Below are 14,797 nucleotides of genomic sequence, written 5' to 3'. Positions count from 1 at the left end.
TATCTCCTCTTCTATTCTGGTGTATTGATGCCGACGCTAGCTTGGTTGTCTAGCGTTGAGTCGTTGATTAAACGAATCACGTAATCCGCGATGCTCTGACGCGAAACATCGTGGCCGCCAAAGGGTTCTCCCTTTTGCGTAATTTCGTAATTGATGGGACCGTTAGTGTACCAGCCGGGACGGATGATGGTGTAGTTTAAGGACGACTGTTCGATCCGGTCAGCCGCTTGCCGGAAAGACTTCAAAATGGGATTGTGGTATGGCTCCGGTGAGTCGCCCAACCACGCCGGAATTTCTTGGTAAATGCCCATGGTGGTGATGAAAATCAGTCGGTGGACGTTGACCCGTTCCATGGACGCCACGATATGTGTGGCAAAGTTGGCCATATCACCACTCAGTGCCACAAAGACGAAGTCCTGGCCGGAAATGGTCTGATCTAGCTGGTCATCATCTAAAACACTGCCGGCGACTGCTGTTTCTCGCTTAGCGTCCAGCTTGAGTCGATTGGCCCGCCGGGAATAGAGGGTTAAATGGACGTCGGTTTGTGCCAACATCATTTTTCGCACGGCCCGGCCGATTGAACCGGTCGCCCCAATAATTAATCCATTTTGCATGTTAGTGAACCTCCTCCGTATGCCAGATAAAGTTGGAATTACGTTCGGCAATGTACCACTGACCATCAATCTTTTCGTACTGGTCTTGATAGCGCACGCCTTCGTTAGTGGTGACCGCTTGTCCTTGGTCGTTGGTCTTAACCAGAGTTACGTAATTGTAGGCAATACCATCCGCATGGGTAGCGTCTTTAAAACTAACGGTTTGTTGACCACTCATGTGAAAGACAGCGGAATAGTCATCCATGGAAGAACTAAAGGCGTTTAGAATGGCCTCCCGTCCGTCTAGTGTAAACGTGACCTCACCATCATTGATGATATTAACGCGACCGTTCGGGGTGAACAGCTGAACCTGCTTGTCATTTTCCTTGGTGTCCGAGTAATTAGAAAATAAATCAACAAGTTCCTTCAAAGCTAACCGATCTGCGATTTCTTGAGTATTCATAATTTGTAACTTCCCTTCTTGATGACAATGTCATTATCTCGTGAATTGAGTTCTGAAAAAATGGTCAATGATTTTGATACCGGGACTTATGCCCCGCTTTTGATGGAAACGACGCTTATTGTTTTACCGGGGTTGTTTGGCGGGTTCTTTCCGGGTGAGGTTGATGAAAATGGCTAAAATGACGAGGACCAAGCCAATCCCCATAATCAGATGCAAACCGTTGAATAAAATGGTCCGTAATTGGGGTAACAGGGTTTGAGGTAAATGACGAGCTGAGCTAGCGTCGGTCAATTGGTTCATCATCCGCGTGGTGAGCCGACCTCCGACCTGACTAGCCGTGCTTAGACTCAAAACTGCCCCAAAAATGGCGGACATAAACGTCTGGCCCAAGGTTCTAAAAAGTAAGCCGAATGTGGTTGAGACGCTAATTAAGTCTTGCCGTACACCGTCTTGTAACGACACCTGCATGGGGATAAAGGCCAGCCCCATTCCCAGGCCGTTAAAGCCCCCACTAACCAACAACCACCAATAAGGAGCGGATTGGGTCGCCAGTGTCATGGCGACTGCTGACAATAAAACGCTAAGACTGCCTAGCATGACGATGCGTTTGTAAGGAAGCTTCTCCATCAGGTGCGCCGTGTAGCGCGTTCCAATAAGCAGTAGCACGGACCCGGCAATTTGAGTCAGCCCCCCGTAAGTCGCGTTGGTTCCTAAGAGCCCTTGCGCCCACATTGGCGCGTAAACACTGTACCCGATGAAAAAGCCGTTAATTAAGAACATGATGACGTTCTGGGATTGAATCTGCCAGTTTTTTAGTAGTTCAACGGGCACTAAGGCGTGGGTTTGATGTTTTTCGATGTGATAGAAGACGCCCATGAGCACTAAACCGATGATGACCAACACTAGTGTTTGACCGATATTGGTCGCAATTGAGTCACTGGCGAATAACAAGACGACCAGAGTCGCAATCAACAGGCCGGAACCTAAATAATCGAAGCGGTTTTGTGTGGCCGCACGATTCCCTTCACGGTAGGAAAATTGTAAAAGGAGTAATGAAATAATCCCGATGGGTAGGTTAATGAAAAAGACCCAGTGCCACGAGAGCGTATCGACCAACCATCCCCCGATTAGTGGTCCCACAACGGTCGATAAGGTGTAAAATGCGGTCACCCATCCTAAAGCACGGGCCCGTTCAGCTGGGTTGGCGTACAGATCGGCGTAAATGATGAACGGAATCGAGACCATTCCCCCGGCACCAATTCCCATGAAGGCTCGGGCGACGATTAACATCAGCATGCTGGTGGACAAGCCGCCGACCAACGAACTAACAATAAAAAGAATCACTGAAATCTGAAAAGTTCGTTTGTTGCCAATCGCTTCACCGACGCGGCCCCATAAGACCGTGGTCACCGCCGTTCCCAGTAAAAAAATAGAGCTGATCCAACCAATGAGTCGAATTCCGTTAAGGTCGCTGGTAATGGCCGGTAAAGCCGTATTAACGATGGTGGCGTCTAAGCCCCCCATAAAGTTCGCAATGAGTAGCGCGATGGTCGCGATAGCCATTCTTCTTTTTGTCATGTTTCCTCCTTAATTAATACATCGAGGCGTGAGCTTCAATAATTTGCCAGCCGTGTGGTCCTTTAGCTAACTTGACTTGCGATTGTAACGGCCAAGTGTTGCGGAACCCGTAAATGCGGGCATCTAGTTCGTTACGCACAATGACCTGAGCCTGATCACCCGTCACAGTAGCCTGAAACAAAACCTCCCGACTGCTAAAATAATGCATTCGGCCTAACCGAATCTGGCGTAACCACTCCGTCTTACTTTGAACTTGTCCCGTAATGTGAAAGAACTTGGCATTCGGGGCAATGACCTGATCCAGTAACGCTAAATTCTTGGTGAGCATCCCTTGAACCTGCTGGTGAACTACCTGAGTGACCGCTTGTTCTTCATTAAGTTGTATTGACATTTCTGATAACCTCCGTGATTTAGTTGATGGCTTTATTATGCAAGGAACCCCACGGCAAAAAAATGGGCACTCTTTTTCAAAGCGAGACATATGCCACCCTTTTGAGGAATGTGACGCATAAAACTACCAAAAAACGGTGATTATCGAAAAAATTCGATAATCACCGTCTGAACGGCCATCTATTTAGTTAAATTCAAATACTGAGTTACCCCACCTTGCATCAATGCCGTGGCTGCCCGAATCACATCGGCTAACGGTTCGACTCGCCCGTTGGCCACCCAAGTGGTGTAAACCTTTAGCCCAGTCTGTTCCACAAAATTCAATAAAATTTGTTTTTGCCAGTCGGCTAATTGGTTAAATTCCGGGGATTGTCCCCAGGTTTTAGTCATCACATCATTGATCATTTGTTGCCGAATGCCCACGTAAGACCCCACCGTGCAAGTGGTAATTCGGTCGTAAGCCTCGCCTTGGCTGGCAGAATAGGTAAAAAAGGCTGCCACACTCTTGGCCAAATCACGTGGGTAGCGTAAATCAGCAATCTCGTCGAGGTAGGCCTTCGAGTACTGAGCCTGTAGCTCACGGAGGAGATCGTCCAACGTCGGATAGTAACGGTAAAACGTCTTTTTATTGATCCGTGCTAACCGCGCGAGCTCGGTCACGGTAATTTTTGAATAGTCTTTTTCACAAATGAGTTGTTTAAACGCATCGTAAATACTGGTAATCGTACGCTGAACGCGTAAATCCTGATAGTCATTAACCTGCATTCGATTGACCTCCTAATGAACTTGTCAGGTCAATTATATAGAATGGACGGTTTGGAAGCTAGTTGAGATTTGTTGCCTGCTGTCATTAAAGAATTGTAAGCATTCTACAAATCAGAAAGTCTCGAGGTTGCGGATAGAGTTTTGACTAACTTATTATCAAGCTAAAAAGTTGTTTTTGGTTCGCATGGACTGTACAATATAGCGTACAGAATGGAGTGATTTCGAATGGACGCTGTTAACTACACAAATTTTCGGCAAAACCTCAAATCCTTTATGAAGGCGGTCAATGAAGACTCCGAACCACTGATCGTCACCACTAAAAAAGGAGAAGATGACGTTGTGGTTTTGTCTAAAGACGATTACGATGCGATGACCGAGACCGTGCGCATTCTTTCGAACCAACCCCTAATGGACAAGATTAGGCGCGGGGATGCCCAATTTGCCAAGGGGCAAGGCAAACAACATGCCCTCATAGACCCCGAGGATGACTGAGATGGGAATTTATTGGTCAGACGATGCTTGGCAAGATTACAGGTACTGGCAAGACCAGGGTGACAAGAAAAAAATTCGCAAAATCAATGCGCTGATTAAAGACATTGCTCGTCACCCTTTTTCGGGACAAGGTAAGCCTGAACCCCTCAAACATGAGCTGACCGGCAAGTGGTCGCGGCGGATTACCGGCGAGCATCGGTTGATTTATCGGATCGAAGATGACACGTTGTATTTATATTCGGCTCGCGATCATTATTGATCACAATTTACGTACTTCAAAATTGTAAATAGCCAGTAAAGCGGCCGTTGAGAGCCGCCTTACCGGCTATTTGTGCGATAACGATTTAAACCATCAGGAGTCGTGGCGGTGGTTAGAGAATCGTGCGGATAGCGTCCACCAGTGAATTCAACGGATGGCCGAGGACCGTCTCGAAGGTCGTTTGGGTGACTGCCGCTTCCCCGTTGTCCCCGTGCTGAACGTACGCTTGCATGGCAGTTTCAAAGTTGGTGGCGGTGTACGGGGCTAACCAGGCCTGATAAGTGGCCGCATCGACCTGTTGAACGCTTAGTGGTTGCCCCGTGGCGGTGGCTAACGCGTGCGCAAGCTCCCGATGGGTAAAGGCATCCCGTCCCAGTTCCACGACCGCACCAAACTGAGGATTGGCAATCACCCGCGCGGCGGCCTCGGCGTATTCCTGACGGGTGGCGTAAGAGACTTTCCCCTGACTGAGGGTGTCGTAAACGCCCGTTGCCAAAGCTGCCTTGAAGGGATTCGTTTCCATCTCAAGGTACCAGCTATTTCGGAGAAAAGTATGCGGGATGCCCGTTGCGGTAATCAGGGCCTCCGTTTGACGGTGGTTCTGTTCTAACCCGACCTTGGGATAGGCAATGCCGTTAATGCTGGTATAGGCGATGAACCCAACATTAGCCTGTTGAGCCGCGGTGACCACGTTCGCCTGAAGTTCAGCCTGGGGCACCGAGATGAACAAGAGACGGTCCATCCCCGTCAGGGCCGTGACCAGACTGGCCGGTTCCGCGTAGTCTCCGCGACGGGCGATGACCCCCTTTTTCGCCAGTTTTTGGGCCGCTTGCGTGCTGCGGGCCAGCCCAAACAGTTGCGCTTGTGGGGCGAAGCACTTGAGATAATCGATCACATAAGTTCCCAGTTGTCCGGTAGCGCCTGTAATAAAAATATTCATAAGACCAAGACCTCGTTTCTAATAGTTGAGGCCATTATGCCGCTGAGAAGACCAAGTCGCACCTGATAAAATTGACTATCCGCCAAGAAACTTTATAGAATACAGTAAATGACAAACAAGGAGGGGTTAATGTGGCACTGAAAACGCTCAGTCAGCGGGCCTTTGCGACGGCCCTAGAAGACCTTTTACGCACCATTCCCATGGAACGGATTCGGGTGACCCAGTTGGCCAAGCTGGCGGGGGCGACCCCGCAGGCTTTCTACTACCACTTTCGGGACAAATACGATTTGGCGGCCTGGATCTATCTTCAGGATTACGCTGCCGTCGTGGCGGACGAGCCGCAATCCTTTAGTCCCCAACAAATTGACCGCATGATGGCTCAGTTTGAAAAACGCAAGACTTTTTATCAACGGGCCTTCACCGATAAGTCGCAAAATGCCATTGAGGGGTACGTCAACCAGCATAGTTATTCAATGGCGCAAGCTGCCGTGGAACGGCTACAGGACGGTCGTCCCCTGACCACGCAATAGAAGATGGCCATTCGGTACCATCAATACGGCGTCATGGGGCTGTTCAAAGATTGGATCTTTGAGCGTCTCGACATGAGTCGGTCCCAACTCGCCGAATTCCAATACCAACAGACCCCGGACTTCTTGAAACGGGCGTTATCGCAGCAAAGTTTCACTTAAACGCTGAGCAAATTTTTTACGTTGTCATGATGGCGCAAGGAATTGAAAGATTTTTACTAGTAATAACATTTTCAATAAACGATTTTCTGCACGTGCTCGGCAATCCGCGCGATCCGGGGGTAACCACTAAATCCATGTTGGCCGCGGCCCCAAGTCAAAATAGCTAGCAAGTACCGTTGGCCGTTGGGCAGCGTCACGATGCCGGCGTCGCCATTGTTGTCGTTCAAGAACCCGACCTTATCCCGCACGACCGTCCCCTTGTCCGCTCTGGCCACCCCCGTGGGGATGCCGCGGCGATAGACCTGCCGTTTCATCAAACTTAAGATGAAGGCCCGGTCTTGTCGGTTGTTGAAGGCCTGCTGCCCCAGCTGGAGGTCCTTTAAGACCTTGACCAGGCTGTTCGCCGTGGTCCGCGAGGCGCGCACCGCACTGAATGGGTGGCCGTAATAGCCCTGTGACGCTACCCAGTGGTTAATGGACGTTCGGCCGTGGCGTTGCAAGACGCTGACCGGGTAATCGTTGGCCGACTTGACGATCATCCGGGTCATCCCCGCCCGGTTCGCGCGGGTCCAGGAGAACCGGTGCCGTTGTTTGAGGTGCATCAAATACGCGGCGATGTAAAGCTTGTAGGTACTGGCGGACGTGGTGACGTGACTGCCCCGCGCGTTAACGGCCAGTTTTCCCTGCCGGTAAACCGCCGCGTGTGACGCCTTGGCCGCGCGGCTGCCCTTGACAGGACTAAGGTTATAAAAGGCGACTGCGGCGGTCCCATCCTTAGTCACCGAGTTGAGGTACTTCTGGAGCTTGGCCTTAATGGCGGCTTGGTGGTGCGCCACGTTGTAGGCGGTCCCGCGTTTCAAATCCGCTTGCCAGACCCAGCCGGTGGTCTTCCCGCTGGTGACGTGCAGGTAGGTATAGGCCTTCCCGGCTTGGTAATAGGTCCGGCGCTGAGTGACCCGGTAGGTCTTGTCCCGCTGCAAGCTTGCCCGGGCTTGCCAATGCCGCCGCTGCCCGACCAGCCGATAAACCTTGCGAGTCGGCACCGGGGCGGTTTTAAACGACTTCACGACCACGTAGTTTTGGGCCTTAACGGCTTGCGGTGCGGTCGTCTGGTAGGTGCGGCCCGCTCGCAGATTAGTGGCGGCCGTCCACCCTTGTACGCCATCTTGGGCGCTGCTTATGTAGAGATACCGATTGGTCTGGCCGGTCGCGGTGGGCACGTCGGTTTGGGCCGTGGCCGTCCAGGTGGTGGGCGTGGTTTGGTCTAACGGGTGAGCAGCCGTCATCCCAGTCGCGGTCAGGTCGGCGAGTTGCCCGTCCTTCACGGCGTAATACGCGGTGGGCGGTAGCGGCGTGACCACACTAGCCGCCTTCGCCGAGGTGTTAGCGCTACCAATTAACGACATTAACCCCAGGAGGACGCCTATGATGAGGGCCCCGCCGCCCCGCAGTCGGCGGTTTCTCTGCTTGGCATTCATAATTATTTCTCCTTTTTAGCTGGTCTAGCTGTTGCTAAATTCATTATACGTTATCTGGGCGCTAAAGAACATGCCGCCCGTAACTGCCGATCCGGGGGCTCGCCAAAAAAGGACCAGCCGTGCCCCGACTGGTCCTACTGGAACTGATTTTAGCCCTACTTGTTGAAAATCTTGGGGCCCTTGCGCATGTTCTTGCGGTCGTTTTTGGCCGCAGTGTGTTGCGTGTTATGGCCGTTTTGCTTCTTCTTGGCAATGAGCGCCAACATTTTTTCTTTTTCCGTCATTCAATCTTCACCACTTTCTGGGTCGGTTGGCGGTCTTAGACGGCTAACGCTTGCGCCGCCCTAACGCCAAGGCTTTCTATTTTAACAGATTACCGCAATCAACGGGCGATTTAATGAAAAATTTAGGCCTGGGGCGCCTGCCGCATGGTCAACTGGATTCGCTGCCGCTGTTCGTCGACACTCAGAACCCACACCGTTACCACGTCGCCGATCGTGACCACCGTGCTGGGATCACTGACGTAGTGGTCGGTCAGTTGCGAAATGTGGACCAGGCCGTCCTGCTTGACGCCGATGTCCACGAACGCCCCAAAGTCGACTACGTTGCGGACCGTCCCCTGGAGTTCCATCCCCGGTTGCAAGTCCGCCATGGTCAAGACGTCCTGCCGTAACAACGGCGCTGGCATGCTATCCCGCAAGTCACGGCCGGGTTTACTGAGGCCGTCACAGATGTCGGCCAACGTCGCGGATCCCACGTCGAGTTGGGCGGCCCACTGCGCGCGGTTCAACTGCGCCAACTGTTGCTGCAACTTGGGCGTGCCGATGGCTTGGGGTGTGACGTGTAGGTCCGTCAAGAGTTGCCGGGCGACCGGGTAGCTTTCCGGGTGAATGTCCGTGTTGTCTAACGGGTCGCTCCCGGCGATGATCCGCAGAAAGCCCACGGCCTGCTGATAGGCCTTGGGTCCTAAGCGAGGCACCTTTTTCAGGGCTTGCCGGTTTTTGAAGGCCCCGTGGTCGTTACGGTAGGTCACGATGTTTTGCGCGGTGGTCGCCGTTAGCCCGGAGATGTGGGTCAAAAGTTCCGGGCTGGCCGTATTGACGTTGACGCCGACCTGGTTGACCGCCGTTTCCACCACCCGGTCCAGCTGTTCGTCGAGAGCCTTTTCGGGGACGTCGTGTTGGTACTGCCCCACCCCGATAGCTTTAGGGTCGACTTTGATCAATTCGGCTAAGGGGTCCTGTAGGCGCCGCCCGATGCTAACGGCCGAGCGTTCTTCGACGTGCAGGTCGGCGAATTCGGCCCGCGCGTTGGCACTGGCCGAATACACGGAGGCGCCGGCTTCGTTGACGATCACGTAATAGACCGGGTAATCCAGGGTCTTAAGAATATCGCTGACAAACTCCTCAGATTCCCGGCTGGCGGTCCCGTTGCCGATGGCGATCATTTCGACGTGGTACTGGGCCAACAGGCGTTTGAACTCGGGACCAGCCGCGGCGCGTTGCTTGGCGCTGGCGGGCTTGTGCGGGTAAATCACCTGCTTGGTCAAGAACCGGCCGTTGGCGTCCATGATGGCCAGTTTACAGCCGGTCCGGTACGCCGGGTCGAATCCCATCACGACCTTACCCTTCAGCGGCGCTTGCATCAACAGGTGGTATAAATTATTGCCGAAGACCTGAATGGCATGGGTATCGGCCGTATCGGTCAGTTGGCGGCGTAGTTCGCGTTCGATGGCCGGACCTAAGAACCGCTTGTAGGCGTCGGCAAACGCGGCCGTGATTTTAGCGACGGCCGGACCGCGGTGTTGCCCGACCAACCGAAAATGCCCGTATTGTAAGATCGACGTGGGATCCACGGCGATGCCGACCGTGAGGACCTTTTCACGTTCCCCGCGGTTGACCGCCAGGACCCGGTACGGTGGCAGTTGTTTTAACGGCTGGTGGAAGTCGTAGTAGGTGGCGTAGACCTGTTGCTCATCTTCGGCGTGCCGCTTGAGCTTGCTGGTGAGTTCGCCGTGTTGCCAGGTGTAGCGACGGATCCATTCCCGAAAGGCGGCCTGCTCGCTAAACGTTTCGGCCAGGATCTCGTGGACCCCGGCCCAGACCGCGGCGACATCCGGCAGGTCCTGGTCTGTGTTTATAAACGTGCGGGCCCGCTGATCGAGGCCCCCTTGCGGAAAGGTCAGCAGCCATTGGGCTAAGGGTGTCAACCCGGCTTCACGAGCCACGGTGGCCTTAGTCCGGCGCTTTTGTTTATAGGGTAAGTACAAGTCCTCGACTTGTTGTAAGGCGGTCGCTTGGGTCAACTGCTGCTTAAGTTGCGGGGTGAGTTTCCCCTGCTCCGCGATCAACTTCAGGACGTCTTGGCGGCGCTGGTTCAATTTTTGGAGTCGGTGGGCCTGGTCTTCGATCTCACGAATGGCGACCTCGTCCAACGTCCCGGTGCGTTCCTTGCGGTAACGGGCGATAAACGGGACCGTGTTGCCCTCATCGAGCAGGGTCAAGACGGCTTGAATCTGTTGTACACGATACTGGTGTAATTGCTGGTGAACCGGTTGGGAAAGGTCCGCCAGCGTGGTGGTTGCGGTTGCCATAAGGTGCCTCCGATACTGATTAGTTTAGTCAAACGATAGGACTATCTTACCACAGGAAGTCCTGGCACTGGCCGCATCAAAATTAGGCCTTCCGGTCGCGGATGACCGAAAAGCCTAATTTACTCGTCATTAACATCGGCATCATGCGTTACAACTGCTGCTTAATCGCCTAATCGTTTTGTGGTGCTACCGCTTGAAGAAAGTGCTCAATCGCCGCAAAATAATCTTGCTGGTCATCCCAGATGGAGAAGTGACTCCCCTGCGGACAAATGTGGGCCGTTCCGTGGGGCAACCGCTTGGCCATGGCCGTGATCACCGCCGGATTCATACTATCGTACTTTCCGCCTAAAACCAGCGTAGGAACCTTGATCTGCGGTAACCGATCACGAATTGACCAGGTCTTTAGGGACCCCGTAATCGTAAACTCGGTTGGCCCCTGAAGGGTGACGTAAACCTGTTCATTTAGGCGGTCAAACGACCGGTTAACCGCATCCGGCCAAGGATCACACCGACAAATGCAGGTATGATAAAGCTTCAAGACCAGTTCCTGGTAATGGGCATCATCGGTCTGATTAGCCGCCTCTTTTGCCTTCATGTAGGCCACGTCAGCGGGAGCCATCGCGTCTCGCAGCTGATTAATATACGTTTCATAGTCGTGCAGATCGTCAACCATGTTGGAATCAATCAGGCCGCTCAGGTGCTGCGGATACCGGATGGCGTATTCCATGGCCAACATGCCTCCCCACGATTGCCCGTACAAGATAAAATTATCGAGTTGCCAGGCAGCGCGGACATCTTCTACTTCGTCACAGAATCGCGGGATGTTCCATAAGCTCGGGTCATCTGGTTGATCAGAGTAATACGACCCCAGTTCTTCCACGTAAATAATCTGAATGGGTTTTCCCTGAATAAAGTCGGAGAAGGGTTCTAGGTATTCATGCGTCATCCCGGGCCCGCCGTGTAACAACAGTAACTTAATTGGGCCCTCGCCCTCGCAGCGAGTCCATACGGCGTGACCATCCCTCAAGCGAACAATTCTAGTTTGATTCGACATTTAAATCAGCTCTCCTTTTTGATAAAAATAACGCTCACTGGCAAATTACAAGTTTAATCCGAACAAGCCCGGAATCTTTCAATGGCAGTCTGTTGATGATGTATTTTTAATGGTCGTTGATTAATTAGTTCAAGTGCTGCTAGGATCTCATCAGTCGTTACTTGGCTAAAATTGGTCTTTTTCGGGAAGAACCAGCGTAACCGTCTATTAAAATATTCATTGGAACCTCGCTCCCATGGTGAATATGGATGGCAAAAATAAACTTTGATCTGATAATCCTGTTCTAAGGCCTGATAATTGGCAAACTCTTTACCATGATCAACAGTAATGGATTTTACTTGGGGACCGAAGGCCCCCATAAACTTGCCAAAGGCGGTGTTTAGAGCCTTAGCCGTTCTATTAGGGGCTTTGATGGCCCATAGAAGTCGGGTCTTACGTTCTACGAATGTAACCAGACATGATCGTGACTCACTTCGACTAGAAAGCACCGTATCTACTTCCCAATGACCAAAAGCTAACCGTTGATTAACAGTTGTTGGCCGTTGTTCGATGGAAGTCCCACTTGTAAATTTCCCACGATTTTCGCTCACTCGGTGCTGGCGGACATTCCGATTGGGTAGATCAGTCAATTTGAAGGGGAGCCAGCCACGATTAAGCCAATTATAAATTGACGCAGTGCTCAAGTTATAAGCGGCCGCAATGGTTTCTGGTGACCAGGTTAATCGTAAGTGATTGGTAATTAAAGTCGCTAATGCTGCCGTCAGCATCGAACGACGACCGCAATTCCGCCTTTTGCGATCTGCATCTTGCTGAGCTAATTCTGGATCATAAGGTTTAACCCGGTCCAACTCATAGCTAATCGTAGCTTTGGCGACGCCTAAGGCGTCAGCCATTACTTGGTAAGATTTATTCCCCTCATTGACCAGTTGTGCTAGTGCGCCACGTTGAAAACGTGATAAAGTAGATGTACCCAAAGTAATCACTCCCTATATTGGTTGGAATTAGCTACTACCATTGTAAGTGATTGCTTTGGGCTTTTTAATTTCTGTTCGGATTAATTATAGAATTTGCCACTTACCCCAGTTGGCCAGTCCCCTGGTCGTGGGCTTGGCCTTAATGGTATGATGAAGCCCCATCAACACGCCCACTAGCAACCACACGATGACCACGTACGGATACAGATTCATCGGGTACTTGGGAACCGGGTAGAGATTGCTCCACAACGGAAAAACCAAGATGAGTAGTCCCACGGCCGGTAAGATAGCGTGCTGCCAGATGGAAAAGTGTAAAGTCGTGCTCCGGTGAAAGTAAAAGAACGTGCCGACGCAGACCAACATATAAACGATCAGTAAGCTTAGGGCCCCGATGGTCGCTAGACTCGCATAAAGCTGTTCCGGACCAAACGGTATCCCAATCAAGGCATAAAGGATTAAACAAATCACGGCCACGGTATTGACCGCATTCTTAGGACTGTTCAACTTGACGTCAAATTTCCCCAGTCCTCGCGGCAGATAACCTTGATTACTGAGGGCAAAGAACATAAAGGCACAGGCGTTTAGGCTCCCTAAATAAGCCGCAAAGCAACTCATCAGGGTCGCCAGATCAATCACGGTGGCCATTCCGTTGCCCAGATAGGTGACCGCTAACGTGTTTAAAGGCGCGGAGGCCGTCGCGAGATTCTTCACGTGGGCAACGCCAAATCCGATGACTTGCGCATAACTGACAAAGACGTAAAAAATCGCCGCCCCAATAATCGTGATTAAGATGGCGCGGGGCACCGCCTTTTTAGGTTCACGGGCCCGCACAGCGACGGTACTGGAGCCTTCAAAACCGGCGAAGCACAGAATGGCGTAAACCATCCCTTGGCCCACCCCCACCGTGTTATGGTGTTCGATAAACGGCTTAGCCGATAATGGGGTCTTCAATAGAATAACGACCGAGAGAAACATCACGATGCAAACGGAAATAATTTCAGCAACTAACGCAATGCGACTGGTCAATTTCAGGCCAAAGAACATAATGAACCAAACCAACAACGTAAACACAATCCCTAAAAAACTGGGCGCCACGTGTAGACCAAAGTGGCTTAAAAACGTACTGCCAAAATCAGCCGTCAGCCCCGCCGTCCCGGCCGAAAAACAAATATAGGTCAACGTTAGCGCCCAGCCGGTCATAAACCCGGCCCGCTCACCTAAAGCCTCACGATTATACGCGTAGACGGAACCTTCGTTGGCAATCTGCCGTGATAGCTGCGCAAAACACAGACCCACTAACAACAGGGCCAACGCCCCAATTAAAAATGAAATTGGAATATTGACCCCCGCAACCGAAGCAGCCGTCGTGGTATTAAACGCCATCGCCCCGGTCGGAGCCACCGTCGCAATCGACAGCGCAAAGACTTCGATCATCGAAATTTTCTTCGAATCATCAGGTACCATTCGCATCAGCTCCCAACATAAATCAAGGAAAATGAGAATATCTCGTTTTCTTTAATGAGATATTAATCTATTTCTAATTGAAATACAATGGCTTACGGTTAACTTTTTTCAAAAAGTTTAAATTGTTTGAAAACAGACCGCAAAAGGTTAATGAACGTCTTTTAACTAGCTCCTTAACCACTTAAAGTGGCCCTTTCGCCTAGTTTGGTGACTAATCGTGAACCAGAATTCACCAACATTTGAAAATTAAGCGCATAATAACGATAGGTTAGCTTTAAGCTGGTGCTTCGTGGATCTCGCTAATGCCAGTTCCATTCTGTGCGCTCAAAGCCATTCCTGCTGCTCCCCATTCACCAGCCGGACCGGTCTTTCGGCGCTCACCCAAAAACGGGCCCCGCTATCCGGCGCCCGTTCGATAAAGTCAGTTATTTTAAGGTGAAGTGAGCTAGTAGTTGTTGTCGCTGAGCTAACGATTTTTTCTCGACCTGAGCGAAGTTTTGCCACCGCACGTGCCACAGCCGGGTCTTATAAAACGTCCCGCACCGGAGTGCCTTGATCAACGGGGCACCGAACACCCAGCGGTACGCCCAGTTGGGTGTGCTCATGGTGGTGATGATCCGAATCTGGGGGTGCTTGACCAGTTTCGTTTCCATCGAGGGGGCCGCGTAGAGTTGCCCCTTGGCGTAGACCTTATCCAAAAAGCCCTTGGTCATCGCCGGCATGACCTCCCACCAGACCGGAAACATGAAGATGATCTGGTCGGCCGCTAACAGGCGCTGCTGATAATCGGCCACCTGGTCGTTGACCGGCTTGCCCTGACGCCAACGGCCCAGCTCGGCCACCGACATCACCGGGTCAAAGCGGTCGGCGTGCAGGTCGATCAGATCGACTTCTTGGTGCTGCACTGCAAGTTGTTGGGTGACCTGGCGGGCCAACGCCGCGAGGAAGGCCCGGTGGTGAGGCACGTTTTCACTGGCCGCAGCCGTGTCGGGATGGTCAAAGATAATCACTGTTTTCATAGTTAAAAGCCCTCTTTATCGAATTTGATGGCTTTAGTTTACCCGC

At 51.8% G+C, this 14,797-nt stretch carries 17 protein-coding genes; 4 read left to right on the top strand and 13 right to left on the bottom strand.

The genetic code is table 11. The annotated features are described in order from the left end of the window. Positions 1–11 precede the first annotated feature (11 nt). From RI501_RS07290 to RI501_RS07270, 5 genes are all read right to left on the bottom strand, one after another. Positions 12–614: an NAD(P)H-binding protein gene (locus RI501_RS07290; RefSeq protein WP_313821277.1), complete on the bottom strand. Its 603-nt coding sequence runs from the start codon at positions 612–614 to the stop codon at positions 12–14. 1 nt (position 615) lies between these two features. After that, positions 616–1,056 (bottom strand): nuclear transport factor 2 family protein, encoded by a 441-nt coding sequence (locus RI501_RS07285; RefSeq protein WP_313821276.1) that lies wholly within the window; start codon positions 1,054–1,056, stop codon positions 616–618. Between the two features lie 123 nt (positions 1,057–1,179). Next, the gene (locus RI501_RS07280) at positions 1,180–2,634 is read right to left on the bottom strand and encodes an MFS transporter (RefSeq protein ID WP_313821274.1); all 1,455 of its coding nucleotides are present in this window, start codon (positions 2,632–2,634) and stop codon (positions 1,180–1,182) included. 13 nt (positions 2,635–2,647) lie between these two features. Next, the gene (locus tag RI501_RS07275) at positions 2,648–3,025 is read right to left on the bottom strand and encodes a nuclear transport factor 2 family protein (RefSeq protein WP_313821272.1); all 378 of its coding nucleotides are present in this window, start codon (positions 3,023–3,025) and stop codon (positions 2,648–2,650) included. 179 nt (positions 3,026–3,204) lie between these two features. Continuing rightward, positions 3,205–3,789: a TetR/AcrR family transcriptional regulator gene (locus tag RI501_RS07270; RefSeq protein WP_045806506.1), complete on the bottom strand. Its 585-nt coding sequence runs from the start codon at positions 3,787–3,789 to the stop codon at positions 3,205–3,207. Positions 3,790–4,014: 225 nt separating this feature from the next. Between RI501_RS07270 and RI501_RS07265 the strand changes: the two genes are divergently transcribed. Both RI501_RS07265 and RI501_RS07260 read left to right on the top strand, forming a co-directional pair. Further along, the gene (locus RI501_RS07265; RefSeq protein ID WP_045806507.1) at positions 4,015–4,281 is read left to right on the top strand and encodes a type II toxin-antitoxin system Phd/YefM family antitoxin; all 267 of its coding nucleotides are present in this window, start codon (positions 4,015–4,017) and stop codon (positions 4,279–4,281) included. A gap of 1 nt (position 4,282) precedes the next feature. Next, positions 4,283–4,540 carry a Txe/YoeB family addiction module toxin gene (locus tag RI501_RS07260; protein WP_045806508.1) on the top strand — a complete coding sequence of 86 codons (258 nt, stop codon included), beginning with the start codon at positions 4,283–4,285 and terminating at the stop codon, positions 4,538–4,540. 112 nt (positions 4,541–4,652) lie between these two features. On the opposite strand, the gene RI501_RS07255 is transcribed toward RI501_RS07260, so the two are convergent. Then, positions 4,653–5,480 carry an NmrA family NAD(P)-binding protein gene (locus tag RI501_RS07255; protein WP_313821266.1) on the bottom strand — a complete coding sequence of 276 codons (828 nt, stop codon included), beginning with the start codon at positions 5,478–5,480 and terminating at the stop codon, positions 4,653–4,655. A 131-nt stretch (positions 5,481–5,611) separates the two neighbouring features. Here RI501_RS07255 and RI501_RS07250 point away from each other — a divergent pair, with 131 nt between their 5' ends. After that, positions 5,612–6,010, top strand: coding sequence for a TetR family transcriptional regulator (locus tag RI501_RS07250; protein WP_313821264.1), 399 nt, complete (start codon positions 5,612–5,614; stop codon positions 6,008–6,010). Positions 6,011–6,013: 3 nt separating this feature from the next. Beyond that, on the top strand, positions 6,014–6,169 hold the full coding sequence (locus RI501_RS07245) for a hypothetical protein (protein ID WP_313821262.1): 156 nt from the start codon (positions 6,014–6,016) through the stop codon (positions 6,167–6,169). Positions 6,170–6,240: 71 nt separating this feature from the next. Here the strand turns inward: RI501_RS07245 and RI501_RS07240 are convergent, their stop codons facing one another. From RI501_RS07240 to RI501_RS07210, 7 genes are all read right to left on the bottom strand, one after another. After that, the gene (locus RI501_RS07240; RefSeq protein ID WP_313821260.1) at positions 6,241–7,647 is read right to left on the bottom strand and encodes a serine hydrolase; all 1,407 of its coding nucleotides are present in this window, start codon (positions 7,645–7,647) and stop codon (positions 6,241–6,243) included. A gap of 155 nt (positions 7,648–7,802) precedes the next feature. Next, positions 7,803–7,931 carry a hypothetical protein gene (locus tag RI501_RS07235; protein ID WP_057730965.1) on the bottom strand — a complete coding sequence of 43 codons (129 nt, stop codon included), beginning with the start codon at positions 7,929–7,931 and terminating at the stop codon, positions 7,803–7,805. 122 nt (positions 7,932–8,053) lie between these two features. Beyond that, positions 8,054–10,240 (bottom strand): Tex family protein, encoded by a 2,187-nt coding sequence (locus RI501_RS07230; protein WP_313821255.1) that lies wholly within the window; start codon positions 10,238–10,240, stop codon positions 8,054–8,056. Between the two features lie 169 nt (positions 10,241–10,409). Then, positions 10,410–11,294, bottom strand: coding sequence for a proline iminopeptidase-family hydrolase (locus tag RI501_RS07225; RefSeq protein WP_313821253.1), 885 nt, complete (start codon positions 11,292–11,294; stop codon positions 10,410–10,412). Positions 11,295–11,347: 53 nt separating this feature from the next. Next, positions 11,348–12,268, bottom strand: a complete 921-nt coding sequence (locus RI501_RS07220; protein WP_011373852.1) for an IS30-like element ISLsa1 family transposase — start codon at positions 12,266–12,268, stop codon at positions 11,348–11,350. A gap of 84 nt (positions 12,269–12,352) precedes the next feature. Then, the gene (locus RI501_RS07215) at positions 12,353–13,732 is read right to left on the bottom strand and encodes an APC family permease (protein WP_313821250.1); all 1,380 of its coding nucleotides are present in this window, start codon (positions 13,730–13,732) and stop codon (positions 12,353–12,355) included. Between the two features lie 425 nt (positions 13,733–14,157). After that, positions 14,158–14,751 (bottom strand): NAD(P)H-dependent oxidoreductase, encoded by a 594-nt coding sequence (locus RI501_RS07210; protein ID WP_313821247.1) that lies wholly within the window; start codon positions 14,749–14,751, stop codon positions 14,158–14,160. Between the last annotated feature and the right edge of the window lie 46 nt (positions 14,752–14,797).

The sequence above is a fragment of the Levilactobacillus zymae genome (assembly GCF_032190635.1).
In the GTDB taxonomy this organism is placed as follows: Bacteria; Bacillota; Bacilli; order Lactobacillales; family Lactobacillaceae; genus Levilactobacillus; species Levilactobacillus zymae_A.
This window is presented reverse-complemented; position numbering and strand designations above follow the sequence as displayed.

Bases quoted from the DNA above. Each gene is read 5' to 3' on its own strand.
- RI501_RS07260 (WP_045806508.1), top strand. From the start codon at position 4,283: ATGGGAATTTATTGGTCAGACGATGCTTGGCAAGATTACAGGTACTGG.
- RI501_RS07275 (WP_313821272.1), bottom strand. From the start codon at position 3,025: ATGTCAATACAACTTAATGAAGAACAAGCGGTCACTCAGGTAGTTCAC.
- RI501_RS07285 (WP_313821276.1), bottom strand. From the start codon at position 1,056: ATGAATACTCAAGAAATCGCAGATCGGTTAGCTTTGAAGGAACTTGTT.
- RI501_RS07270 (WP_045806506.1), bottom strand. From the start codon at position 3,789: ATGCAGGTTAATGACTATCAGGATTTACGCGTTCAGCGTACGATTACC.
- RI501_RS07230 (WP_313821255.1), bottom strand. From the start codon at position 10,240: ATGGCAACCGCAACCACCACGCTGGCGGACCTTTCCCAACCGGTTCAC.
- RI501_RS07255 (WP_313821266.1), bottom strand. From the start codon at position 5,480: ATGAATATTTTTATTACAGGCGCTACCGGACAACTGGGAACTTATGTG.
- RI501_RS07245 (WP_313821262.1), top strand. From the start codon at position 6,014: ATGGCCATTCGGTACCATCAATACGGCGTCATGGGGCTGTTCAAAGAT.
- RI501_RS07235 (WP_057730965.1), bottom strand. From the start codon at position 7,931: ATGACGGAAAAAGAAAAAATGTTGGCGCTCATTGCCAAGAAGAAGCAA.
- RI501_RS07290 (WP_313821277.1), bottom strand. From the start codon at position 614: ATGCAAAATGGATTAATTATTGGGGCGACCGGTTCAATCGGCCGGGCC.
- RI501_RS07210 (WP_313821247.1), bottom strand. From the start codon at position 14,751: ATGAAAACAGTGATTATCTTTGACCATCCCGACACGGCTGCGGCCAGT.
- RI501_RS07280 (WP_313821274.1), bottom strand. From the start codon at position 2,634: ATGACAAAAAGAAGAATGGCTATCGCGACCATCGCGCTACTCATTGCG.
- RI501_RS07265 (WP_045806507.1), top strand. From the start codon at position 4,015: ATGGACGCTGTTAACTACACAAATTTTCGGCAAAACCTCAAATCCTTT.
- RI501_RS07215 (WP_313821250.1), bottom strand. From the start codon at position 13,732: ATGGTACCTGATGATTCGAAGAAAATTTCGATGATCGAAGTCTTTGCG.
- RI501_RS07225 (WP_313821253.1), bottom strand. From the start codon at position 11,294: ATGTCGAATCAAACTAGAATTGTTCGCTTGAGGGATGGTCACGCCGTA.
- RI501_RS07240 (WP_313821260.1), bottom strand. From the start codon at position 7,647: ATGAATGCCAAGCAGAGAAACCGCCGACTGCGGGGCGGCGGGGCCCTC.